18 protein-coding genes and 2 pseudogenes are annotated in these 23,841 nt (G+C 59.5%); 16 read left to right on the top strand and 4 right to left on the bottom strand.

Annotated elements, in window-relative coordinates:
- Window positions 1–83: 83 nt before the first annotated feature.
- The 3 genes from PQR53_RS00920 to PQR53_RS00910 all read left to right on the top strand — a co-directional run bounded on the left by PQR53_RS00920 (window position 84) and on the right by PQR53_RS00910 (window position 3,175).
- Window positions 84–1,058 carry an ABC transporter permease subunit gene (locus PQR53_RS00920; protein WP_408450654.1) on the top strand — a complete coding sequence of 325 codons (975 nt, stop codon included), beginning with the start codon at window positions 84–86 and terminating at the stop codon, window positions 1,056–1,058.
- On the top strand, window positions 1,055–1,840 hold the full coding sequence (locus tag PQR53_RS00915) for an ATP-binding cassette domain-containing protein (RefSeq protein ID WP_408450652.1): 786 nt from the start codon (window positions 1,055–1,057) through the stop codon (window positions 1,838–1,840). The genes PQR53_RS00920 and PQR53_RS00915 overlap by 4 nt, the downstream gene beginning before the upstream one ends.
- A gap of 168 nt (window positions 1,841–2,008) precedes the next feature.
- A complete protein-coding gene (locus PQR53_RS00910) occupies window positions 2,009–3,175 on the top strand; it encodes a mandelate racemase/muconate lactonizing enzyme family protein (RefSeq protein WP_408450650.1) in 1,167 nt (388 codons plus the stop codon).
- Between the two features lie 140 nt (window positions 3,176–3,315).
- Here the strand turns inward: PQR53_RS00910 and PQR53_RS00905 are convergent, their stop codons facing one another.
- Window positions 3,316–4,464 carry an acyltransferase family protein gene (locus PQR53_RS00905; protein WP_408450648.1) on the bottom strand — a complete coding sequence of 383 codons (1,149 nt, stop codon included), beginning with the start codon at window positions 4,462–4,464 and terminating at the stop codon, window positions 3,316–3,318.
- Between the two features lie 309 nt (window positions 4,465–4,773).
- On the opposite strand from PQR53_RS00905, the gene PQR53_RS00900 reads away from it, so the two are divergent.
- The 5 genes from PQR53_RS00900 to PQR53_RS00880 all read left to right on the top strand — a co-directional run bounded on the left by PQR53_RS00900 (window position 4,774) and on the right by PQR53_RS00880 (window position 9,820).
- Window positions 4,774–5,916, top strand: a complete 1,143-nt coding sequence (locus tag PQR53_RS00900; protein ID WP_408450646.1) for a sigma-54-dependent Fis family transcriptional regulator — start codon at window positions 4,774–4,776, stop codon at window positions 5,914–5,916.
- An 81-nt stretch (window positions 5,917–5,997) separates the two neighbouring features.
- The gene (locus tag PQR53_RS00895) at window positions 5,998–7,800 is read left to right on the top strand and encodes an NAD(P)/FAD-dependent oxidoreductase (RefSeq protein WP_408450644.1); all 1,803 of its coding nucleotides are present in this window, start codon (window positions 5,998–6,000) and stop codon (window positions 7,798–7,800) included.
- A gap of 242 nt (window positions 7,801–8,042) precedes the next feature.
- Entirely contained in the window at window positions 8,043–9,059 is a 1,017-nt protein-coding gene (locus PQR53_RS00890; RefSeq protein WP_408451144.1) for a porin, read from the top strand.
- Between the two features lie 134 nt (window positions 9,060–9,193).
- Window positions 9,194–9,619, top strand: coding sequence for a hypothetical protein (locus PQR53_RS00885; RefSeq protein WP_408450642.1), 426 nt, complete (start codon window positions 9,194–9,196; stop codon window positions 9,617–9,619).
- Between the two features lie 54 nt (window positions 9,620–9,673).
- Window positions 9,674–9,820 carry a DUF3096 domain-containing protein gene (locus PQR53_RS00880; RefSeq protein WP_179740537.1) on the top strand — a complete coding sequence of 49 codons (147 nt, stop codon included), beginning with the start codon at window positions 9,674–9,676 and terminating at the stop codon, window positions 9,818–9,820.
- A gap of 30 nt (window positions 9,821–9,850) precedes the next feature.
- Here PQR53_RS00880 and PQR53_RS00875 read toward each other — a convergent pair whose 3' ends face one another.
- A complete protein-coding gene (locus tag PQR53_RS00875; protein WP_408450640.1) occupies window positions 9,851–10,729 on the bottom strand; it encodes an NmrA/HSCARG family protein in 879 nt (292 codons plus the stop codon).
- A gap of 115 nt (window positions 10,730–10,844) precedes the next feature.
- Here PQR53_RS00875 and PQR53_RS00870 point away from each other — a divergent pair, with 115 nt between their 5' ends.
- Entirely contained in the window at window positions 10,845–11,726 is an 882-nt protein-coding gene (locus PQR53_RS00870; RefSeq protein WP_408450638.1) for a LysR family transcriptional regulator, read from the top strand.
- A gap of 263 nt (window positions 11,727–11,989) precedes the next feature.
- Window positions 11,990–13,906, top strand: a complete 1,917-nt coding sequence (locus tag PQR53_RS00865; RefSeq protein ID WP_408450636.1) for an SMP-30/gluconolactonase/LRE family protein — start codon at window positions 11,990–11,992, stop codon at window positions 13,904–13,906.
- A gap of 1,459 nt (window positions 13,907–15,365) precedes the next feature.
- On the opposite strand, the gene PQR53_RS00860 is transcribed toward PQR53_RS00865, so the two are convergent.
- Complete coding sequence (locus tag PQR53_RS00860; RefSeq protein ID WP_408450634.1) at window positions 15,366–15,569, bottom strand: hypothetical protein; 204 nt, start codon at window positions 15,567–15,569, stop codon at window positions 15,366–15,368.
- 41 nt (window positions 15,570–15,610) lie between these two features.
- Between PQR53_RS00860 and PQR53_RS00855 the strand changes: the two genes are divergently transcribed.
- Window positions 15,611–17,332: a hypothetical protein gene (locus PQR53_RS00855; protein WP_408450632.1), complete on the top strand. Its 1,722-nt coding sequence runs from the start codon at window positions 15,611–15,613 to the stop codon at window positions 17,330–17,332.
- Window positions 17,333–17,499: 167 nt separating this feature from the next.
- Here the strand turns inward: PQR53_RS00855 and PQR53_RS00850 are convergent.
- Window positions 17,500–17,764 (bottom strand): annotated as a pseudogene (locus tag PQR53_RS00850) (helix-turn-helix domain-containing protein); the annotation flags it as partial.
- A 4-nt stretch (window positions 17,765–17,768) separates the two neighbouring features.
- Between PQR53_RS00850 and PQR53_RS00845 the strand changes: the two are divergent.
- The 5 genes and pseudogenes from PQR53_RS00845 to PQR53_RS00825 all read left to right on the top strand — a co-directional run.
- Window positions 17,769–17,906: pseudogene (locus tag PQR53_RS00845) on the top strand (amino acid dehydrogenase); the annotation flags it as partial.
- Window positions 17,903–19,033: an aminotransferase gene (locus tag PQR53_RS00840; RefSeq protein ID WP_408450630.1), complete on the top strand. Its 1,131-nt coding sequence runs from the start codon at window positions 17,903–17,905 to the stop codon at window positions 19,031–19,033. The pseudogene PQR53_RS00845 and the gene PQR53_RS00840, both read left to right, overlap by 4 nt.
- 692 nt (window positions 19,034–19,725) lie before the next feature.
- A complete protein-coding gene (locus PQR53_RS00835) occupies window positions 19,726–20,433 on the top strand; it encodes a dienelactone hydrolase family protein (RefSeq protein ID WP_408450628.1) in 708 nt (235 codons plus the stop codon).
- Window positions 20,434–20,750: 317 nt separating this feature from the next.
- Window positions 20,751–22,337: an alpha/beta hydrolase family protein gene (locus tag PQR53_RS00830; RefSeq protein WP_408450626.1), complete on the top strand. Its 1,587-nt coding sequence runs from the start codon at window positions 20,751–20,753 to the stop codon at window positions 22,335–22,337.
- 177 nt (window positions 22,338–22,514) lie between these two features.
- Window positions 22,515–23,756 (top strand): Zn-dependent hydrolase, encoded by a 1,242-nt coding sequence (locus tag PQR53_RS00825; RefSeq protein WP_408450624.1) that lies wholly within the window; start codon window positions 22,515–22,517, stop codon window positions 23,754–23,756.
- Window positions 23,757–23,841: the final 85 nt, after the last annotated feature.

The raw sequence follows: 23,841 nt of genomic DNA, 5'->3' as shown, positions 1-23,841 counted from the left end.
GTCAGCGCTGTCGAACGAGTACGTATGCCCGCGTGCGCCGCTGCGCGCACGCGGCTGCCGTTGCCGATTTCCCGGACGACTTCATGGACAACTCACGACTCGACCGGCTCGCTCTGATCAGCAGAGTCTGGCCTTGGCTCTTTCTTGCCGCGCTACTGGTGTTTTTCGAAGTCTGGGCACAGGTGTCGGATCATCGCTCGTTTATCTTCAACGCGTATAACCTGCAGTCGATCGGTCTGGCGGCCAGCGCGCCATTACTGCTCGCGATCGGCCAGACGTTCGTGATCATCACGGCGGGCATCGATCTGTCGGTCGGATTTGTCATGGGACTGGCGGCAGTGTGTGTCGCGCAATTCACGCTATTGGGCAGCGGCTCGCCGTGGATCCTGCTGTTTTCCATTCCGCTGACGCTCGCGGTGTGCGCGATTCCGGGCTTGGTCAACGGCGTGCTGATCGCGCGGCTCGGCGTGCCAGCCTTCATCGGCACGCTCGGCATGTATGGCGTCGCGCGCGGGGCGGGCTTTCTGGCGGCGGGCAGCGGCATGACCGTGGCAGTGGACAATGCCGGCCTCGCGTGGCTTGGCCGTGGCTGGACGCCGGTGGCGCTGACGGCGGTCTTGCTGATCGTCATGCATGTCGTGCTGTCGAAGACGCGGTTCGGCCAGTACACCTATGCCATCGGCGGCAATCCGCAGTCGGCGGTCCGCGCCGGCATCAATGTCAAACGTCATCTGCTGGTGATCTATCTGATCGCCGCTGCGTTTGCCGCTGTCGGCGGCGTCGTCTATACGGCGCGGTTTGCGGCGGGCGCTGCCAATGCCGGCGAGCCGATGCTGCTCGACTCGATTGCAGCGGTGGTGATTGGCGGAGCGAGTCTGTTCGGCGGGACCGGCAATGTGATCGGCACGCTGATTGGCGCGTTGATCATCGCGGTGATCGAATTCGGCCTGGTCTTCATCGACGTCAACGCGTTCTGGCAGTTCATCGTGGTGGGCATCGTGATCATCATGTCGGTGCTGATCGACCAGTACAAGGAACGGCTCGGAGGCGCCCAATGAGCACGCCGATCCTCGAGGCGCGCGACATCTCGATCCGTTTCGGCGGCGTCGAGGCGCTCCGGCGCGTTTCGCTGCAACTCATGGCGGGCGAAGTGCTGGCACTCGCCGGCGACAACGGCGCGGGCAAGTCGACCCTCATCAAGATCCTCTCCGGCGTCTACCATGCCGATGCCGGCAGCTTGCTGTTCAACGGCGCAGCCTTGCAACTGCGCGACCCGCAGGACGCTCGCGCCCAAGGGATCGAGACGATCTATCAGGATCTCGCGCTGGCGGACAACCTCGACGTCGGCAGTAACATTTTTCTCGGGCGCGAGCCGACGCGCCGGCAATTCGGACTTCAGGTCATCGACCGGCCACGCATGGCGCAGGTCGCGCGCGAAGTACTCGAACGTCTCGACATCGTGATTCCCGAGCGCAAGCTCAGCGGTCCGGTGAAGATGCTGTCCGGCGGCCAGCGGCAGGCGATTGCGATCGGCCGCGCGATCTACTGGAATGCGCGTGTGTTGATCATGGACGAGCCCACCGCCGCGCTCGGCGTACCTGAACAACGCAAGGTGATGGAGTTGATCGCCGCGCTGAAAGCCCAGGGCGTGTCCGTGATTCTGATCTCGCATAACCTTCACGATATTTTTGCCATTGCCGATCGCGTGGTGGTCCTGCGGCGCGGCGAGGTTGCCGGCGAACGGCTCGTGGCCGCGACCAACGGCGACGAGATCGTGCATCTGATGGTTGGGAACACGTATGCGAAGGCGGGTAGGTCGGGCACTGAGGGGCGCGAGTAAGGCCCGCCTTCGAAATCGGACGCCGGGCCGGTTGTCATTCTATTGTTCACCTGGAGTAAAGAATGAAATGAATCAAGGTGAATTTAAACGCCCTGTTTCGCGGATAAGCTAGTTTTCATTGCGGCCCGACGCATGCGAACACGCTCCCAGAACTCAGGAAACACCGTCATGAGAATCGTTGAAATCCGCGAAAAGACTGTCCCGATCAGCTCGCCCATCCGCAATGCCTACATTGACTTCAGCAAAATGACGCTGAGTCTCGTCGCCGTGGTGACGGATGTCATCCGGGACGGAAAGCCGGTTGTGGGTTACGGCTTCAATTCCAACGGCCGTTATGGCCAGGGCAAGCTGATGCGCGAGCGCTTCATTCCACGCCTCGTCGAAGCCGACCCCGCCACGCTCGTCAACGAGGCTGGCGATAACCTCGATCCGCACAAGATCTGGGCGACCATGTTCATGAACGAAAAACCGGGCGGCCACGGCGAGCGCTCGGTCGCGATCGGCACCATCGATATGGCGGTCTGGGACGCGGTGGCAAAGATTGAAGGCAAGCCGCTGTTCCAGTTGCTGGCCGACCGTTACGGCAACGGCCAGCCCGAGCGCAAGGTCTTCGTGTATGCGGCGGGCGGTTACTACTATCCCGGTCAGGATCACGAAAGGCTGAAAGACGAAATGCGCAGCTACATCGACCGCGGCTATACGGTCGTGAAGAAGAAGATCGGCGGCGCCTCGCTCGACGAAGATCTGCGCCGCATCGACTCGATCCTGAGCGTACTCGGCGACGGACAAAAACTCGCTGTCGACGCCAATGGCCGCTTCGATCTCGACACCGCGATCCAGTACGCGAAGGCACTCTCGCAATACGACCTGTTCTGGTACGAAGAACCGGGCGACCCGCTCGACTACGAGTTGCAGGCGACGCTGCGCAACTACTACGACAAGCCGATGGCGACCGGCGAAAATCTGTTCTCAATGCAGGATGCCCGCAATCTGATCCGTTACGGTGGCATGCGCGCTGATCGCGACTGGTTGCAATTCGACTGTGCGCTGAGCTATGGCCTCGTCGAATATCTGCGTACGCTCGACATGCTGCATCAACACGGCTGGTCACCCAGCCGCTGCATTCCGCACGGCGGACATCAAATGTCGTTGAACATCGCGGCCGGGCTTGGCCTGGGGGGCAACGAATCCTATCCGGATCTGTTCCAGCCGTATGGCGGCTTCCCCGACGGCGTGAAGGTGGAAGACGGCTTCATCACGATGCCCGATCTGCCGGGCATCGGCTTCGAAGGAAAAGCGGATCTCTTCGCCGAGATGCAAAAGCTGTCCGCGTAGTCTTCAATCGACAATACGCGCCGACAAACAGCGTCGGCGCAGCGTTCTATAAAAATAGATTAAAGGAACGCAGGCGAAATCGGGCCGAGCTCGCCGCCACGGTGGCTCTGCGGCCATGAATAAGCCGTACTTTCCCGGCCTCAGGCCGCCGGTGCCGCCGGCGCATTCGCCGTGTATTTCCGTAGCCGCTGGGAAATCAGATGCGAAGGCCTTTCGATCATCCGGTAGAACGCATAGCTGATCGCGAAGGCCAACGCCACCTGAATGAACCATGCGAAGCGGGATGTCTCGTCGAAGCCGGTCATTTCCAGCAGTGCAAGCGACATCTTGTGGCAAAGGTAGAGGCTATAAGACCACGCCCCGAGCGCGGCCAGTTTCGACCAGACGCCAGCTTTGGAAGGCGTGGCGGTTTCAGCCGCGATCCAGACCGCTGCGAGGAACTGAAATAGCGGAAGCGTGATATCAGGCGTAATCACGGGCACGATCGCCGGTTTGAGATTCGATTCGGATAGCAGGATCATGACTGCCGCACCGGCCGCCACAACCGTCACTCTCAGCGCGACGAGATGGTTTGCCAGGTAGCGAGTGGAGCGATCGAGGCCGCGTTTGATCGTCATGGTCAGCGGCGAATACGCGCCGCGAACGTGAAACTGGTCCGCGTTGCGCTGCGTTTCCGCTATCAGGCAGCCGAAAATCCATCCGGCTGCATACAGTAACGCCGTGCCCGGAATTCGATAGGTCTCGTAGACGCAGCTATGGCAAATCGGATGTCCAGACAGACGGACCACGGCCACCATCACACCGGCCGCTAGCGCGCTGCCAACGATCATCTCGCCAAGGTAGCGAAAGCGGGGCCGCAAGAGCGGATAGATGGCGTAGTACACCATTTCGCAGTAAAGCGACCACAGCACGGACTCCAGATAATTTTGCCCCGTCGGCAAAGGTTGCACGAGGCACAGCAGGACAACCAGCGGTAATCCGATGCGAATGAATCTGGACGCGTAGTAGTTGACGGGCTTGAGCGTGACATCCTTTTGGTACGCGTTGTGGATGCAATAGCCGGAAATGACAAAGAACACGATGACGGCCGCGGGACCCGCAAACAGCGCAGTCGACCCCGACCACAACGCGCCGCCGACGAAGGCCAGCCGATGAGGCAGAAGCTCTTTGAATGCGGGCGGACGAAAGTGATACATCAGAACCCAGACAGCCGCGAGGAATCGGATAGCGTCGATCTTTAACGACTTGTTCAGATGTGCGGAGGCCGACAGGTTCAAGGTGAGCGCCACTTTTTTCCCCTTCTTCTATTCAGGCTGCGGCGATCTTAACTCCGTGGTAAACGACAAAAATCGAAAAAAATGCGGAAATTAATGTGGCGTGAAGTCTCCCGACGTCTGCCGCATTAACGGGTGGAATCGAGCATTCCACGCCGCTGACTGGGCCAATCGTCCTCCGCAATCAGAGCGCAAAAAAGACTGAGACAAAAGTCTCATCCGGTTGGATGCTGCACTGCAATGTGCTCTTCCGGAACCCGCATGCTACAAGTCATCCTGAGCGCGCCCCTGATGCGAGGTGCGCCGAGCCGAACGGAGACATGCATGCCCTATGTTCCGCAAGTGAGACACATCGACCGGATCCGGAGGTTGATTGAGGGCCGAATGCCGGATCGCGGCGGTGACGCCACGCGGCTGGCTTCATCGTATTGGCGCTCGCTCGAGCAATATCATCTCGATCCTGGCCTGACAGTGGGGCCGCGCATTCTGACCGCCCCGGAATTGCGCGACGTACAACACCGCGAAGAGTCGGTTTTGCGCGCTTCAGGTGAATGTCTTTCGCGTCTGCACGAGACGGTTCGCGAAGCGGACTACTGTGTGATGCTCACTGACGCGGAGGGCGTGACGATCGATTACCGCGTCGATCGGGATCGGCGCCACGACTTCAAACGAGCAGGTCTGTATTTAGGCTCGTGCTGGTCCGAACAGCAAGAAGGAACCTGCGGCGTCGCGGCCGTGCTGCTCGACTCGCAACCGATCACCGTGCATAAGACCGATCATTTCCGCGCCGCATTTACCACCTTGACGTGCAGCGCGTCGCCCATCTTCGGGTTGGACGGGGAACTGATCGGCGTGCTGGACGCATCGGCGATTCACTCGCCTGACGAACGCGAAAGCCAACGTCTGATCAATCACATCGTGCGTCATAGCGCCGTGTTGATCGAGGACAGTTTCTTTCTCAACGCGACCACGCATTGCTGGGTGTTGCTGGCGCACCGGAACCGCCACTATGTGGAAACCCAGCCGGAAATTCTGATTGCCTTCGATGCTCGCGGCAATGCAGTCGCGGCAAATCGCCGGGCCAGGGAGTGCATGCCGGGTCTTGGTCAGTTGCCGCGGCCTGTCTCCGAACTATTCGACGTTCGTGCCGAACGCCTGCTGGATGTCAGGCCCGGCCGCGATATGGTCTCGATGAAATTTGCGGGCAACGGCTCGCCGCTATACGCACGCGTTCGGCCGCCCGTCAATCGCGCGCAACGGCCGGCGCCGCGTAAGCCCCGCGCGCCCGCAGCCGACGCGCAACCGGCTTTGAACGAGATCGACGCGCTTGAGCGCGATCGCATCGTCGCCGCCCTGACCGATGCGAAATGGCATGCGGTCGAGACAGCCAGAAGCCTGGGCATCTCGCGCGCCACGCTTTACAGACGGATCGCGAAGTTCGGCATTGTCCCGCCTCATCGGCGCTAGCGGTCCGCGGTTATCCAGCGGGCACAGAACCCGCGCATTACTTCGACGTTTCATTGATCCGTATCGAATGGAGGAGCAACCATGCCTGAAAATAATGCAACCGAGACGATCACCCATGTTCTCGAATCTCTGGAATCAGCGCTTAAACGGGGGGATACGGCTGCGGCCGTCGCATTGTTTCAACCCGAGTGCTACTGGCGTGATCTTGTGGCGTTCACATGGAATATCAAAACCATGGAGGGCCGCGACCAGATCGCCGCGATGCTCGACGCGCAAGTCGACGCGATCAGGCCCAGCAAGCTGAAGATTGCCGACAATGAACCACCGACCGAGGCCGACGGATTAGCTCAGGCGTGGATCACCTTCGAGACGGAGGTTGCCCGCGGCAGCGGTTTTATCCGCGTGAAGGACGGCCTGATCTGGACCTTGCTGACCACCATGGGTGAACTGAAAGGCCATGAAGAGCCCAAAGGCCAGCGGCGTCCGATGGGCGCGGAACATGGCGCACGCATGGAGCGGACGAGCTGGAAGGAGCGTCGTGAAGCCGAAGCGCAAGCGCTGGGCCGCGCGGAGCAGCCGTACTGTCTGATCGTGGGTGGAGGCCAAGGCGGGATTGGCTTGGGCGCGCGTTTGCGGCAACTGGGTGTGCCGACCATCATCGTCGATAAAAACCCGCGTCCCGGCGATGCCTGGCGCAACCGCTATAAATCGCTGTGCCTGCATGATCCGGTTTGGTACGACCACATGCCTTATTTGCCGTTCCCGGACAACTGGCCGGTTTTTACGCCCAAGGACAAGATCGGCGACTGGCTCGAGATGTACACCAAAGTCATGGAGCTGAACTATTGGGGATCGACTGTTTGCAAGTCCGCGCGATACGACGAAGCGGCGGCCGAATGGGTGGTCGAGGTCGAGCACGACGGCGAGACGCTAACGTTGCGGCCCAAGCAGCTTGTGCTGGCCACGGGTATGTCGGGTAAGCCGAATATCCCCTCGTTCAAAGGCATGGACGTGTTCAAGGGCGAGCAGCATCATTCGTCGAAACATCCGGGACCCGACGCGTACAAGGGCAAGAAAGTCGTGGTGATCGGCGCGAACAATTCGGCGCATGATATTTGCGCGGCGTTGTGGGAGGCGGGCGTCGATGTGACGATGGTTCAGCGTTCGTCCACGCATATCGTGAAGTCGGATTCGCTGATGGAGTTTGCACTCGGTGATCTTTATTCCGAGCGCGCGGTGGCGTCGGGCATGACGACGTCGAAAGCCGACCTGACGTTTGCGTCGATCCCGTACAAGATCCTGCACACGTTTCAGAAGCCGGTATTCGATGCGATTCGAGAGCGCGACGCGGAGTTCTACGACCGCCTGGAAAAGCGGGGCTTCATGCTCGATTTCGGGGATGACGACTCGGGGCTTTTCATGAAATATCTTCGGCGCGGCTCGGGTTATTACATCGATGTCGGCGCCGCCGATCTGGTAGCCGACGGCAAGATCAAACTGAAGAGCGGCGTGGATGTAGTCGAACTGAAAGAACACGCTGTCCTGCTGAGCGACGGCACCGAGCTCGACGCGGATCTCGTGGTCTATGCCACCGGTTACGGATCGATGAACGGCTGGGCCGCCGATCTCATCTCGCGAGAAGTGGCGGATAAAGTGGGCAAGGTGTGGGGTCTGGGTTCGAGTACGACGAAGGACCCCGGACCGTGGGAAGGCGAGCAACGCAATATGTGGAAGCCGACGCAACAGCCCGCTTTATGGTTCCATGGCGGTAATCTGCACCAGTCGCGCCACTACTCGCAGTATTTGTCTTTGCAACTGAAGGCGCGCATGGAGGGGATTGCGACGCCGGTTTATGGTCTGCAGGAAGTGCATCATCTTTCCTGACATCGGCTTGTGGTCCGTAAGGGCGCTGCAATGCTGAACTGGAGCCGCTTCACATTAGAGTGTGAAGCGGCCCACGCATCATAGTAAGCTTGCCTTACGACGATGCCCACTCTGGCAACGTCATCTTCCAGAAAACTTATGGACGAACCCATCTTTGCGGCATCGGCCGGTTGGGCGTTGAATCATCGTCACACAAGCGCAATCCGGTGAGGCGCGGTGGCTGGTGGATTCATCGTGTGGTGATGTGCGTGAGCATCGGCAGCGCCGGATTGCTTGCGTGCATGCGCGTCGCCGCTGCGCAGCAGGAAGGTGCCGTCACGCTGTATGGCGTGGTGGACACCAGCATCGAGATAACCAATCCCGGCTCCGGGTGGACTCCGCGTCTCGACTCCGGTGCCTATCGCGGCTCGCGGGTCGGACTTCGCGGCAGTGAGCCGATCGGTGCCGATACTGCGGTGGTGTTCGTGCTGGAAAACGGCTTTGGCAGCAACGACGGTTCACTCCAGACGCCCGGCGTTCTCTTCAATCGTCAGGCATGGATTGGAACGCATAGCACGTGGGGAGAGATCAGAGTGGGCCGGCAATACTCGCCGATCTACATCCCGTTCAAAGGCAGCCTCGATGCGTTTGGCGCCGGCACGATTGCGTCAGGACTCAACAACCTGTCGAAGATCACACCATACTCGAATAACGCGATCACGTATCTTTCGCCGGTTATCGCCGGCTTCGACACCACGGTCATGTTCGCCACGCGCGATCCGTCGGAAAACGACGGCAACGGTATCGACGGATATTATGTTACTGCCGAATATCAGATCGGCACGTTCAAGCTTCTCTATGCACGTCAGCAGACGCATGGTGACGGCGCGCTGCGCGCCAATCTCGGCGGGGTGACGCTCGGGACTGAGAGAATCCGTGTATGGCTGAACTTCTTCAACGGCGATGGCGGTACGCCGCTCTATCACGGCGCGGGCGGTTCCCTTTCGGCTCAATACAGCTTTTCGCCGTATGCGCGGGCGTCGGCCGGCTATGCCCACGTGCGTGATTTTACGGGGGATGGGGCGAGCGCCGACCAGTTCAGTGCGGCCTTCGAATATGATTTCTCGCGCACGCTGCTGTTCTATTTCAGCGCGGCCTATCTGGCGAATCACGACGATGCGCGCTTTACGCTGCGCGGTGTCAACGTGACCGGGCTGCCGGTCGCTTATCCCGGGGCGCCGGTCAAGGGCGTGCAGCTTGGATTGATCGAGCGATTCTGAGCGCCACCGTACAGACTCGCCGGATCAGCCGTATGATTCTGGGATCTCAACGATCTGCTGGTGATTGTCCTCGAGCGTGTTGGGCAATCCAGCAGAACGATCGCGCCACTACGATGAAACCGCCCGTTCTCCGCATGCTGATCGCCCTTGCGTCGCTAGGCGTGGGATTCTCTCCAGCCGTGTGCAATGCCGACGCGCTCGATTCAAAACTGGATTGCCAATCGAGCCCGCATGATTTCATTGCCGCACTGCTGGACGAACAGTCGATCGATCCAAAGCCAATGCGCATCGAAGCGAACTCAGTCAACGCATTTCGACCCATGCACGGCAGCAACCTGACGGCATTTGGCTTTCATGTCTATGCTGTCTTCGGGTATGAAAAAGACGATCCCATCTTTAAACAAGGCAGCGGCCAGCCGGTCAAGCACTCAACCTATGGCGTGGTGGTGACCGGCTCGGCCACGTCGGTCGCGGCGAGTGCACGCCGGGCGGGCAGCGATGCTGTCGTTCACGAAGTGATTCCGCTTGTTCTCGCAGCTGTTTACTGCAATGGGGATTGATATCCGTACTTCATTGGATCGAGTCGTGGCAGGCAATCGAATCAGGAGACAATCATGCATATGCTCACCAGTGCCGGTCCGCTGGCCTCATTGATCGCCGGCATTCTGATTCTTGTCGTGCCGCGTCTGTTGAACTACATCGTGGCGATCTACCTGATCGTGATTGGACTGCTGGGGCTTTTTGGAAGCCACCTCCGTTGAGCGCACGTGCGTTTCATTCTTCCTGTTCAATCACCCTTTCGCCCACTCCGCAGCCGTGGCAATTGCAAAGTCCCGATAGGATCTCGGCTGCCGCCCGAGCAGTCCCGCGAGGCGATCCACTTCCGCTTTCGAAGCGACCGCGCCGTCCTGTTGATACCGGCGCATCATCAGGCGCATGTCGTAGGCGAGCCAGCCGGGGGCGACCGCCTTGAGACGCTGTTCGAGCGTGTCGAGATCGTCGCCGCCATAGCGGACAGGACGTCCCAGCGCCTCGGCCCAGATCGCCGTGATGGTGTCCGAAGTCAGCGCGTCAGGACCGACGAGTTCGTAGGTTTCACGCGGCAACGGACGGGTGGCACGTTCCCGGCGCAGAAGTTCGCGTGCCGCGGCCTCGCCGATATCACGCACATCGACCATCGAAATACCTTTGCCGCCAATCGGCATGCCGTAGACGCCGTGTGTCAGCAGCGGGTCTTTCTGCTTGACGTCGTTCTGGATGAAATAAGCCGGGCGCAGTACCGTTGCCGGCAGGTCGCTGTGTTCGATCATGCGCTCGACTGTGTGTTTGCCGGTGAAGTGAGGCACATCGACATATTCCGCGCCCTTGAAAACCGACAGATAAACAATGCCTTTCACGCCGGCTTCCCGCGCGATGCTCAGGGTCTGCAATGCCTGGGTCAGTTCGTCGGCGGCATTGGGGGCCAGCAGGAACAACGTGCTGATACCGTTCATTGCGCGCCGCATGGCGTCGACGTCGGACAGGTCGCCCTTGATCGCGCTGACGCCAGCGGGGAATTGGGCCTTCTCAGGCGAGCGGGTCAGTGCCCGCACTTCGAAGCCGCCGTCGTTCAGATGGCCGAGAACCTGCTTGCCTATGATGCCTGTGCTACCGGTTACGAGAATTGCCATGACTTTCTCCAGGGGTTGAATGGACTAGGTTACTCCGTGAGATAAACAATAGTCGTTCCATGGGTTGGGCGAAAGTGCCAGAATTCAGACACCTCGTCTCATAGATGGAACGATCATGGATTTGACGTCACTGGCGGATTTCAATGCGGTCGCGCTGCATGGCGGCTTTGGACCGGCCAGTCGCGCACTGGACCGCCCCAAGGCTACCTTGTCGCGGCGTGTGGCTGAGCTCGAAGAAGAGCTCGGCGTGCGGCTGATCGAGCGGGGCGCACGCAGGCTGCGTCTGACCGAGGAAGGTGTCGCACTCCACGAGCGCACGCGCGGGCTCATGACGGAGATACAGGAGGCGGGTGAAGCGGTCGCGTCGCGTGCGCCGCTCCCGCGCGGACGCTTGCGTATCAGTGCGCCCGTCGTTTACGCGCACGTCGCGCTGTGCCAGACCGCTGCGCGTTTTGCGCTGGCCTATCCGCAGGTCGAACTCGAAATCGTTGCTGAAGACCGCGTCGCGCATCCGGTCGAGGACGGTTACGACCTGGTGATCCGTATCGATCCACCGAATGACGAACGACTCGTCGGGCGGCGCATTCTCGGTGACGAGCGCCTCGTGGTCGCTGCGCCGACCATGTCGATACCGTCGATGCCTGCAAGCGAAACAAACGAACTGCAGGTGCGGGCCGTCATGTCGATTGCGGCGCCCCCTGGCATGCTCTGGAACATGCGCACGGAGGCCGGCGGCGTGAGGGTTATCAAGCCGGTGCCGGTTCTGCGAATGTCATCGCTAATGATGGTGCGCGAGGCCGTGTTGCAGGGTGTGGGCGCGGCTCTCCTGCCGCGTTTGCTGGTCGAGCAGGATGTGTCGGCGGGGCGGCTCGTTTGCTGGGGAGCGGAGGCGGGTCCGCCTGTAGAAATCTGGGCACTTTATAGTTCGCGCCGTTTGCTGAGCGCCAAGGTGCGGGCGTTCATGGATATGCTGAAACCGGACTCTGTCAGGGTCTGACGGGCTGCTCCCTGAACATGGCTCGAAGCGCTTCAGACCAAGCCGGCCATGCGCAACGGTCTTTGCAAGGTGCATCGTGGTCTTCCGCGATAGGCATGTTTGCTGCTGTGAAATCGTTTCGACACGCAGCGGCCATAACCTGAGCGATACTCGCGAACTTGCGACTAGCCGGCAAAGATATGCCTACTGCATTTTCCACATTTCACCCCGTAATTTACGGTGATTTATGTTAACGAGGAACAGCTGTCAGGAGAGCATCACTCATGGTCAAGAAACGAATTCGTGCTGCGCTGTTTGGCGCGCTGATCGCGGTGGCTGCGTCGGCATGTCAGGCGCAATACACCACCGACTGGCTCGCGAACACGTTCGGCACGCTTGCCGCACATGTGGGCAACACGGCGCGCTCGATGTGGGTCGCGCCCGAAGGCGTGATCTACACGGCTTCGCTATGGGATGAAAACGAGGGTGGCGTTGCGATCTATCAGAACGGCAAGAGCATGGGTTCCATGGGAATCAACAGCGAATTTCAGGGAGGGGCCATCACGGGGAATGCCACGTCGATCTTCGCTGCGCTGCAGTTCAACAAAACGTATGGAAGCGGAGTGGTAGGACGGTATGACCGCGCGACTCAGAAACGCGATCTTCTCATCCACGTGAGCACATGGAACGCCATTCAGCACGCCGATGTGATCACCGGGCTGGCAACGGCCGGCTCACTCCTTTATACGAGCGATTTTTTTGGCAATCGCGTGCGGGTCTACAGCACCGACGGTGTGTGGCAGCAGGATATCAACGTATCGAGTCCCGGTGCACTTGCTTTGGATGGCGCCGGTAATCTCTGGGTCGCGCAGCAAAGCGCGGGCGCTATCGTCGAATTCAGCCCGTCCGGCGCGACGTTGAACACCATCCAGATGCCTGCGGCCTCGCGCCCGTCCGCGCTGTATTTCGATGCGTCGTCGGGACGGCTCATGGTCGGCGACCAGGGGCCCGACATGAACATCAAGCTCTACAACGTCTCGGGTACGCCGACACTGGCCGGTACGTTCGGCATTCAAGGCGGTTATCTCGACACCACCACCGGGATTAAAGGCCAGGTTGGCGACAAGCGCTTCACGCGTATTGTCGGCATCGGCAAAGATGCTGGCGGCAACCTGTATGTGCTCAATAATCCGTGGGGCGGAGGATGGGATCTTGGCCGCAATGGCGGCACCGACCTTCACGCGTACAACAGTGCCGGCAACCTGCAATGGAAACTTCAGTCCCTCAACTTCGAGGCAGTCGCAGCGCCGGACCCAGTGACGGATGGCACCTATTTCTACAGTGGCACCAATATCTACAGCGGCACCGCGGGTGGCACCTTCGTTGCGAATACCGTCGACCCGTTTAGCTATCCTTCCGATCCTCGGCTCAACATGAACGACACGCAGCGCGACGAGCATTTTGGTCAGCTTGTCAGCGTCGGTGGAAACCGGATCCTCGTCGCGTCGGGCCAGAACCCCGGCATCTTCTATTTTTTCCATTTCAACCCGGCGAGCGGTTACATCGCCATTCCCGATGCGTCGATTCCAGGTCCCGCGTTCGATACGACGCGCTCGGTCACGGGTGGATTTTGTATCGATAGCAGAGGGGATGTATGGGCCGGTCTGGACCGGACGAATCACATCTATCACTATCCGCTGCTAGGGTTCGACGGTAACGGCAAACCGACATGGGGTCCGGGAATCGCCATCTCCATTCCGCAGAGCATCCGGCCATTGACACGCATCATCTACCTGCCGGAGAGCGATACCATGATTCTCGCGCAAGGCATTGCCGGGAGCTGGGATTGGACGGCGATGCAATCAAGAATCGAGGTGTATCACGGTTGGAGCGCGGGCAATACCACGAGGCCCGATCCGGTGATCAACCTCACCAGTGCGAATCCCAAGTCGATCACGGCCGCCGGGAATTATCTCTTTGTCGGCTACGTGCATACGGTGCCCAACATCGACGCCTTCAACCTCACTACCGGTCACCTCGATACGACACTGATCAACTCGAGCGCGGGCACGGTGGATGTGGGTAACGACGTAGATTCCATGTACGGTTTGAGGGCATACCTGAGAGCGGCGGGTGAGTATGTGATCACGAAAGACAACTACAACGGTTCCAGTATTGTTGTTTATCGCTGGACACCTTGATCGCTTGATTCCGGGTCAACCATTAGACGAAAAACACTGCGATGCGGATTCCTGATTTCGTCGAAATTCGCATCGTTGACTTCTCGCATGAAGACGTCGACAAGGTTCGCCACTATTTATATTATTAATATAAAATGAATGGCAATATTACTGGTCTCGACAGCGAACCCTCGTTCGACAAGAGTTAAATACTTGCGTTTTCCTCGCGCCACTGAGGCAGAATTTTCCATTTCACCTTCTTTCGAAAACCATCGGAAGTATTTCGTGGAAGTTCCTTGGAAGTACTACTTATCACCCTCGACTGTGGCAACGTTACACGGATGAAACGTTTATAATTCGTCTGCCAAACGTTGATGTAAGTAATACCGGGCGCGCGCCAAAACCCTTTCGATTCAGTAAAGATTGCGTGGGCGGGTTTGTGTGTGGCGCTGGGATCAGCGTCCTCAGATTGCGACTGAGTCGATCGACTTGGGCGCGGCTTGTCATCGTTATTCACGCGTGCTGTCTCGTCCGAATTAGGCTCGAAACCCAATTTGTTTTGTGTTTGCCACGAGGATTTTCCTCGCGGATTTGATTTGGCCAATGTGTGTCCGTGGTTGACGCCGGGATGCATCGCCAGGAGTGAAAAGGAGCTGACAGAGCGTTCAGTCATCCTAAATTTAGAGATTTAGTGTGGCGAAGAAAAGTCGTTTTTCGCTTCAACGCTGCGCTGGACTTCCAGTGCGCAATGGACCAGTTTTTATTGGTCAAATCGTCGGCGCGCCGTCGATCGTTCGTGCAAGTTTTCGTCCGTTTCGCCAAGCGGCTGGATGGTGATGCCAGCTACGCGGAACGTTGACAGAATTCGTCACGCAATGGGTATGTTGAGCACGGGTCGCAGCTGTGTGTCGATCTGAATGCTCGGCGCGGCAGATCAGAAAGCGTCATCACTGACAGGACATCGTCGAGTGAGTTTTTAGTTGATAGTAAGTATTGCGTAATAAATACCCGTTGTCTGGTGACAGGTCGAAATGTCCAGCGCTGTCGTAGCGATCAGCGCGCGTTCGAATGCCTGACGGCATCTGTTAACGGATAGCGGCACATCGGAAGCGCCAGCTTCATCAGCAATGAACGCAATCATCGCGTTCGCCGCTTCAACTCTCTCTGTACTCAAAAAAACGCCACGGCGGGACGGCTTAGTTCGATCCTGCTCATTCTCGGGGATAACCTGCTTTTCACCGATACATACGGACAATGACGAGAAATTTCAAACTTCTAGGGGTTGCGGCAGCAACCGTGTTGGCATGGTTTGGTGCAGAAAATGCGCAGGCTCAGGCAAGCACCATCACCGTCTCAGGGCAGCAATACACGTTGTGCGCACAAGAGAACGGCAGCTGCAAATTCCTCGGAACAGGCTCAGTGGTGTTCGGCGCAGTGCCGCCTAACACGCCGTCGGTCATGTTGACGGCCCCGCGTACCTTTAGCAACGGCGTCGGATGTTATGTTGGCGCAGTTTCACAGACAGATCCCGCATACGGTTACGGCAAATCATGCTGGGTGAGAGCGGTTGCCGCCAGCCCGACGCCGGCACCGACACCGACACCGACACCGACACCAGCACCAACGCCATCGCCGACGCCATCGCCAACGCCATCGCCAACACCAGGCAGCTCGACCCTCTCATGCGGCACACCCACTCACACGGCTGGCGGGACCGCGAAGGGCGTGATCAGCGCCGACACCCCCACCACCGACGGTATGCGCATTTTCCAGAACAACGCACCGTTCAAGCTCGCGATTACAACGAACGCACCCAGCGCGGATACGGTCGTCTGGTCCGTAGCGGATTCGACTGGCGCGATCAAGACGCAGGGGAGTTTTGCCGTGAGTGCCGGCGTGCAAACCAACTCGATTCCGTGTACGTCGACGTGGTCGGGCTATGGCGCGTTGACCGCGACGCTGCGCTCGAACGGCGGAACGTTGCCGAACACCGGAACACGTCCGGTGGGGATCGCTACGTTCGGCGTGCTGCCAAACCTGACGCCGGTGCTCGGCACCGTCACGTACGCTCATCAGGATCAGCATCGCTTCGGCATGCAGGGCTTTAACGGCAACATCGCCGCGCTGCACGATCTGGGCATCTCATGGACCATCGACGACCGTGAGGTATCGGCCATGGAACCCAATGGACCCAATACGTACACGCCGAGCGTGAACGATCTCGATCCGTTCTATAAAGCGAATCCCGATCAGATGCGCATCGTGCGTCTCGATGGACTGCCTGCATGGGACTCGAAGACGGGTCAGTTCAACGACAGCTATTACGCGCCGTTGAACATGCCGGAATTCCAGAGCTTCATGGCCAAGGTCGGTACCGATACGAGCCTGATCCGCGCTGCAAACTACCCGAACCAGCAAAAGAATTACTATCAGGTGACCTGGGAGCCGAGCCTCGGTTGGGCGGATAGCGACGCGAATTTCGTCGCCATGTACAAGGCCGCGTATCAGGGCATTCACTCAACCGATCCGAATGCCGTCGTGATGGGTACCGGCAATCCGTTCCCCTCGAATTGCGACACCTGCACAACCGGCTATCTGCAGAAGTTCGGTGCGCTGGGCCTGTGGAACTACATCGATGCAGTCTCGACGCATGGCTACTGGAACGCGGGCACGTATCCGGCTCATCCGCCTGAATTGCAGGACTCGGATCCGAATCCGGCGAACCAGGCGAACGCGCTCGACAACCAGATGACGCAGTTGCGTTCGGTCATGCAAGCAGGCAAGCCGAACATGAAGCTGTTCTTCACCGAAGCAGGCACGAGCTACGATCCGGGTCTTAACTACGGCCCCACGGTGCCGTCGCAGAACCAGCTGTTCGCGCATGCGGCGGTTGGCGTGCGCTCGCACATCATCGTGCTGGGCGGTGGCGCGCAGTTGACGACGCTCTTCTACGGTCCCGACTATCCGGGCGAAGTGGGATACGGCTCGTTCTTCGATCTGAATGACGCACAAGGCGCGTACGGCGCAACAAACCTCTCGCCGAAGCCCGAGGCAATGGCATTCGCCACGATGACTCGTGTGCTGGATGGCACGAATACGTTGGGCCGGGTCACGGGTGCGCCCGCCGGAACCTTTGCGTATGCGTTCCAGCAACTCGGCAATGGCAAGGTGGTGACTGCTGCGTGGGCGCACAGCAATGCGCAATGGCCCACCGGCAATGGCCTCTATAGCCAGACATACTCGACGAGCTATTCGCTTCAGGTCGACAGCGCCGGAACGTCTGGCAATGTGACGAAGATCGATGGTTACGGCAATACCAGCACGGTTGCCTATACCAACGGTAAAGTCACGCTGACCCTCACCGAGGTGCCGCAGTACATCGTGTCGAACAACGCGACGGTGGCCAAGGCCAATTCGACTGTGCCGGTCGGGTACACGGGCCAATAACACCGGCCAATCAGGCCGGGTAGAATCGACGCGCCGTGGGTGAAAGCGGCGCGTCGATCAACCTTTCCGACAAAAAGCCGATCGCAAGGCCTGTTGCTCGCGCAACGATCAGGCAGCGCGGCGTGTCGTCACCCCCATCGAATGCTTGCAGCCTTATCCGCGTCTTTTCAGGCTGCCTTGTCCCGCAGATCTCTTATGTGCTGATACACGGCGGCGCGTCCCATCCCTGGTACGTTTGCCACATAGTTTGCAGCACTTTTCCCCTTGAATGCGCCTTCTGCCCAAAGGGCTTCGACTAATTCACGACGGTTGGTCGCGGGTCAGCGAATTCAACGCCAACTGGCGCTCCAGAAGCCATGCGTGAAGAAAAGGGTTGATCCGTTCTTGCCAGTCGTCCTTGAACAATTCCTCGGGCTGGCTGATCATGCCTGCGTCGGTCTGGTTTGCGTTTGGCCACAATCGCCACGGATTGATACTCGGTCCCGTGACGGTTCGTTTGCTCGCGGAAATGATGACAGGCGCCGAGCCTTGCGCCGATCCCTATCCGATCGAATCACAAAGGAGAGTGAAATGAAGATCAAGGACTTCGGCGTCGAACGCTGGATGGATCTCTACGAGAACCAGTGCACGTATAACCTCGCCGAGACCTGCATCGAATCGCTGACGATCGATCAATTGCTCACGCTAGCGGACAAGCAGGACACCATTCTCGACGAGCTAAGGCCACTCAGGCTGACGTACGGCGCGATCGAAGGCTCGATGCGGTTGCGCGAGGCGATTGCGTCGATGTACACACGCCAGACGCCCGACAACCTGATCGTCACGCACGGCGCGATCGGCGGCAACGCGTTGGTCTATCAGACCCTGGTCGAACCCGGTGACACGGTGATCTCCGTGCTGCCTACCTATCAGCAGCATTATTCGATTCCCGAGAGCTACGGCGCGGACGTGCGGATCCTGACGCTGCGTGAAGAAAACGGCTTTCTTCCGGATCTCGCTAAATTCCGGAGTCTCGTCAACGATAAAACCAGACTTATCGCGATCAACAATCCGAATAACCCAACCGGCTCGCTGATGGACGAGCAGTTTCTGGCCGACATCGCCGGGATTGCGCGGTCGTGCGGCGCCTATGTGCTGTGCGACGAGGTCTATCGCGGTACGGATCAGGTCGGCAACGGCTATACGGCTTCGATCGCCGACATTTATGAGCGAGGCATCAGTACCGGCAGCATGTCCAAGACATACTCGCTTGCCGGCCTCCGGCTCGGCTGGATTGCCGGTCCAAAGGAGTTGATTCGCGCCGTTGCGATTCATCGCGACTACAACACGATCAGCGTCGGCATGATCGACGACCATTTCGCTTCTATCGCACTTGAAAACCGGGCGGCGATTCTTGCCCGCAATCACGACATCGTCCGTACCAATCTGGCGATTCTGGACGCATGGGTGGCGAACGAGCCGGCTATTTCGTATATCAAGCCGAAGTCGGGAACGACTGCGCTGCTGAAATACGATCTTCCGATCTCGTCACTGGAATTTTGCACCGCGCTGATCGGACAGACCGGTGTGATGTTTACGCCGGGCAGTGCGCTGGATATGGAAGGCTACGTGCGGATCGGCTATGCGAATAACCGGCATGTGCTTGAAACAGGACTCGCCAGGGTATCGGAATTTCTCGCGAATTATCGGGTGCGGCAATAAGCGCTATAGGCATTGTGTGTTGTGGGATTGATAGTCTCGCCATGCAATGCTATATAACGGCACATGGTCGAAAGAAAATTTTAACTATTCTCAAAAAGGCTTTCGAGAGATCTGATTTCTCTATTGGATTAATGGTTTTTAAAATCAGCGAGTGAAGTTTTTTTCAGGTAATTCAGCGGCACGAAAAAAAGGCCGACACATCGTGTCGGCCTGAAAGACTCTGGCGTCCGACGATTGCCAGAACCTGAGAGACGGTGATCAGTCAATTTTACAGGTAATGCTTACGAAGATCGGGCATTTTTGCCACATACTAAAATTTAACAATTTGACGGCATGATTCCGCTAAAACAGGGTGATTTTAGTGGCCAACTTCGTTTGGGGGGTGATCATAAACGAAAAGGCTCCACCAGCATAAGGGTGGAAAAAAATTGTCAGCTTGGCGTGGTGGACTTCATGGTCAGGTAATCCCAAAGTTTGAAAGAATTTGCCCGATTGAATTTCGCCCAGTACTGATTTGGAATGAAGGCGACCCGGTGCTTACGAGCCGTAGGATCCAGGTCGAATGAAATGGAATACCTGCATACTTGCCGACAACAGACGGGATATCGGCCGGTTGGCGGCGAAGCCCGGCTCAGCGGAACTTGCCACACTGGCGCTATGCTAGCGGCTTCGCCTACCTCGAGGAGCAACTGATGAAACCGACTACGGGATCGATGATCACGTTTAACCGCCCTGACGGCAAAGATGTTCAGGGTTATCTGGCCAAGCCGAAAAAACCGGAGGGCGCGCCTGCCATCGTCGTGATTCAGGAGTGGTGGGGTTTGAACGACCAGATTCGCGGCGTGGCCGACCGGTTGGCGCAGGCCGGTTATCTGGCGCTGGTGCCCGATCTCTACCGCGGCAAATCGACGGTGGAAGAAGAAGAGGCGCACCATCTGATGAGCGAACTCAACTTCGGCGACGCCGCCACTCAGGATGTGCGGGGCGCGGTCCAGTATCTGAAGCAGCATTCGACGAACGTCGGCGTCACCGGCTATTGCATGGGTGGCGCGCTTACGCTGCTCGCGCTATGCAATATCCCTGAAGTGTCGGCCGGTGTGGTCTGGTACGGCTTTCCGCCGCTTGAGTACATCGACGCGTCGAAAATCAAAGTGCCGGTTCTCGGTCACTGGGCGACGCAAGACGAGTTTTTTGCGGCTGAAACGGTCGACGCCCTGGAGGCCAAGCTTACCGCGGCCAATGTCGACATCGAGTTTCATCGCTATCTCGCGCACCATGCGTTCGCGAACGAAACAGCGGTCGGCCCGGGCCGTATCGCCAAGACCCAGTTCGACCCGGTGTGGTCGCAGCAGGCCTGGGACCGCACGCTGACATTCTTCGGCCGCACACTTTGGAAGTAGCAGGAAAGCGCGAGGCTGTGTCGTAAGGTACTCAGCCAGCGGCGAGCGTACGCGCCGCTGGCTGAGCGACCACAGGTGCACCGTTTTCGTGGAGCGTTCGCCTTTGATGCTGCGCGTCAATCCGGATGCCTAATCAAATGTATCTCCCGACGACACCGAAAATGCGCCTGAATGGTCGCGCTTGGAGCTTCGAGCCGCCGTCGCCATGCAGCGTTTCACCGGGCTGCGAACCGACCGCGGCTTTCCCACGCCGAAGTGCTGACGCCTGCCAAACGCAACCAATCGTCGCAATCGATACCAACATGACGGAGCCTCACATGCCTCTAGCGATGCGAACTGCGGCCCTCATGCTGCTGACATGTTTGGCGTTGGGTGCCAGTGCTGATGTGCAGGCCGGTTCCGGTTGCGATGAGGGTTGCAACACTCGCGGCCAGCTCCTCGATCATCGCGTCACGTTACGGCTCAGTGCAGCGGCATTGTCGACCTTGCTTGCATCGACCGCATCCGGCCGGCAACTCGAGCAGATCGCCGGCGTGCCCGCTTGCAGTGTGGAGATCGTGACCTTCCGCTACCGGACCATCGGCGGCGCGGGCGAGCCCACCAACGCGAGTGGCGCCTTGATGATTCCGGGCGGACAGTCGGCCGCGTGCAGCGGACCGCGTCCGCTGATGCTTTACGCGCATGGCACCAGTGCATACCGCAACTACAACATCGCCGATATCACCCGAACGGATCCGGGCAACGGCGCCGGCGCGGGGGAAGGCATAGCCGTCGCCGCCATGTACGCGGCCCAAGGCTATATCGTCGTGGCGACCAACTATGCCGGCTACGCCGGCTCCGATCTCACGTATCACCCTTATCTGAACGCCGGCCAGCAATCCGCCGATGTGATCGACTCGCTGCGCGCGTCCCGCGCCGTCCTGAAGGAAGCGAAGCCGCAAAGCGGGACGCGCGAGAACGGCAAGCTGTTCGTCACCGGCTATTCGCAAGGCGGCTTCGTGGCCCTGGCGACGCATCGTGCTTTGCAGGCGGCCGGGGTCAAGGTCACCGCATCCGCGCCGGGGTCGGGTCCCTATGCGCTCGCCGCCACCGCGGATGCGCTCATCGAAGGCGAAGTGAATCTGGGTTCGACGCTGTTCACGACCTTGATCGTGACGGGCTACCAGCATGCTTATCAGACTATCTATCGCAAGCCTGACGACTTCTACGAAGGGGCCTATGCCCCGAACATCGAGAAGCTTCTGCCCAGCGTGCAGCCGCTCGATACACTCATCTCGCAGGGGAAACTACCCTCGGCGCATCTCTTCAACAGCGTTCCTCCCGCGCCGCAATTCGAATCGATGACGCCGCCGGCGTCGCCACCGCTCGCTCCGTCCGCGCTGATCCCTTTGTTTGCCGCCGGATTCGGCAACGCCAATCTCGTGCGCAACGCCTATCGCCTGAGTCTGCTGGAAGACGCCGCGGCCAATCCCGACGGTGCGTTTCCGAACAGCACGGTTGCCATGACGCCGGCGGAAAATCCCACGCATCCGCTGCGTCAGGCGTTCAAGCGCAATGACTTGCGCAACTGGGCGCCGCGAGCGCCGGTTCTGTTGTGCGGCGGCGGCTCGGATCCCACTGTGTTTTTCTTCAATGCACCTATTGAGCAGGCCTACTGGCAGAACGCCAAAGTGCCGGCAGGGCTGACATCCGTGCTGGATGTGGACTCGGCGGCCGGCGAGTCCAATGATCCGTACGCGCCCATCAAGCAGGGCTTCGCCAGTGCGAAGGCGACGCTCGCGAATCGAGCGGTGGCAGGCGGCGCAACCGACGGCGGCGCTTCAGCCGTGCTGCGGGCCTATCACGGCGAACTGGTCGCGTCGTTCTGCATGCTCGCCGCGCGGGCTTTCTTCGCTAAATTCTGAGCGTCGCGGGGACGTATCGATGCTATCGAGCGTGCCGCCGATCTTCGCGGACCAAACGCTAGCTGCACGCGCGAGCGATCGATAGAATCGCCCAGCACCAGGCCGTGTAATCTTCTCCATGCAGCATGTCGGCAGACCCGTCGTGCGACATTGGCAAACATCAAAGGAAATCTGAACGTGGTGAAGATCGATCCAGACCGGTTACTGACCGATCTCAAACAGCTGCGCAGCTTTGGCGCCACGGGACCTGGCGTCGTGCGTCTCGCGCTCTCGCCGGTGGACCTGGCATCGCGTCGATGGCTGGCCGGGCGCATGGCGCAGGCGGGACTCGATGCCGTTATCGACGGCGTGGGGACCGTGTTCGGCCGCTCGCGCAAAAGCGGTCCCGCGCTAGTCGTCGGCTCTCATACCGATACGCAGCCCACCGGCGGTTGGCTCGACGGCGCGATGGGCGTCATCTATGGGTTGGAGATCGCTCGCGCGCTGGGCGAGAACGAAGCGACGAGCCACCTTGCCGTGGATGTGGCGTCCTGGATCGATGAAGAGGGCACCTTTTCAGGTTTGCTTGGCAGTCGCAGCTTCGTGGGCGATCCCGTCGATGCGACGATTCGAAGCGCCACGAACCGGGAAGGGCAGCGCCTGCAGGACGTGCTCGAAGCCGCCGGCCTTGCCGGCTTGCCACGCGCCCGCTTCGAGCAAGGCCGCCATGTCGCGTATCTCGAGCCGCATATCGAACAGGGCGGCCGTCTGGAAGCCATTGGCAAGTCCATTGGTGTCGTCACCACGATCGTCGGGCTGCGCGAATTGCGGTTGCGTTTCACGGGGCAACGCAATCATGCCGGCACCACGCCCATGTCGATCCGGCGGGACGCCGGCGCGGCGCTGGTTGCATTTATCGCGCGGATGAACGAAGCGTTCGCGCAACTCGCGGACGCCGACACCGTGTGGACGGTGGGACGCATCGACCTCGATCCGGGGTCGCTCAGCGTCGTGCCGGGGCAAGCTGATATGTATCTGCAATTCCGCGACGCGAACGCCGCGCGCCTGCAGGCGATGGAGGCGAGACTGGCGGAGCTCGTGCGGGACTGCAACGCAGAAGGTCCTGTGGGCGTGGAACTGACAACCGCCGACGAAGCCATGAAGCCGGTGACGATGGACCCGGCGCTCGCGGAGCATCTCGCCCGCGTGGCCGAGGCTGTGGCGCCGGGCCAATGGTTGCGCATGCCGAGCGGGGCCGCGCACGACGCCCAGGTCATCGCCCGTTGCATGCCGGCTTGCATGATGTTCGTGCCGAGCATTGGCGGCGTGAGCCACGACTTCATCGAAGATACGGCCGAGGAGCATATTGTCCTCGGTTGCCAGGTCGCGGCCACGGCGGCGGCCGCGATTCTCCAGGAACAATGGGCGAAGCGATCGTGATAAAGCCGGGCGGGCGATGCGATTTGACTCGACGTGTTTAGCGGCGCCGCATAAGGCCACCGCTGCGTTTCGACTCGGCCCGATT

It is taken from the genome of Paraburkholderia fungorum (assembly GCF_046027605.1).
Classification (GTDB): Bacteria; Pseudomonadota; Gammaproteobacteria; order Burkholderiales; family Burkholderiaceae; genus Paraburkholderia; species Paraburkholderia fungorum_F.
This window is presented reverse-complemented; position numbering and strand designations above follow the sequence as displayed.

Bases quoted from the DNA above. Each gene is read 5' to 3' on its own strand.
- PQR53_RS00920 (WP_408450654.1), top strand. From the start codon at position 84: ATGGACAACTCACGACTCGACCGGCTCGCTCTGATCAGCAGAGTCTGG.
- PQR53_RS00915 (WP_408450652.1), top strand. From the start codon at position 1,055: ATGAGCACGCCGATCCTCGAGGCGCGCGACATCTCGATCCGTTTCGGC.
- PQR53_RS00910 (WP_408450650.1), top strand. From the start codon at position 2,009: ATGAGAATCGTTGAAATCCGCGAAAAGACTGTCCCGATCAGCTCGCCC.
- PQR53_RS00900 (WP_408450646.1), top strand. From the start codon at position 4,774: ATGCCCTATGTTCCGCAAGTGAGACACATCGACCGGATCCGGAGGTTG.
- PQR53_RS00895 (WP_408450644.1), top strand. From the start codon at position 5,998: ATGCCTGAAAATAATGCAACCGAGACGATCACCCATGTTCTCGAATCT.
- PQR53_RS00890 (WP_408451144.1), top strand. From the start codon at position 8,043: ATGTGCGTGAGCATCGGCAGCGCCGGATTGCTTGCGTGCATGCGCGTC.
- PQR53_RS00885 (WP_408450642.1), top strand. From the start codon at position 9,194: ATGCTGATCGCCCTTGCGTCGCTAGGCGTGGGATTCTCTCCAGCCGTG.
- PQR53_RS00880 (WP_179740537.1), top strand. From the start codon at position 9,674: ATGCATATGCTCACCAGTGCCGGTCCGCTGGCCTCATTGATCGCCGGC.
- PQR53_RS00875 (WP_408450640.1), bottom strand. From the start codon at position 10,729: ATGGCAATTCTCGTAACCGGTAGCACAGGCATCATAGGCAAGCAGGTT.
- PQR53_RS00870 (WP_408450638.1), top strand. From the start codon at position 10,845: ATGGATTTGACGTCACTGGCGGATTTCAATGCGGTCGCGCTGCATGGC.
- PQR53_RS00865 (WP_408450636.1), top strand. From the start codon at position 11,990: ATGGTCAAGAAACGAATTCGTGCTGCGCTGTTTGGCGCGCTGATCGCG.
- PQR53_RS00860 (WP_408450634.1), bottom strand. From the start codon at position 15,569: ATGAGAGGGTCGAGCTGCCTGGTGTTGGCGATGGCGTTGGCGATGGCG.
- PQR53_RS00840 (WP_408450630.1), top strand. From the start codon at position 17,903: ATGAAGATCAAGGACTTCGGCGTCGAACGCTGGATGGATCTCTACGAG.
- PQR53_RS00835 (WP_408450628.1), top strand. From the start codon at position 19,726: ATGAAACCGACTACGGGATCGATGATCACGTTTAACCGCCCTGACGGC.
- PQR53_RS00830 (WP_408450626.1), top strand. From the start codon at position 20,751: ATGCCTCTAGCGATGCGAACTGCGGCCCTCATGCTGCTGACATGTTTG.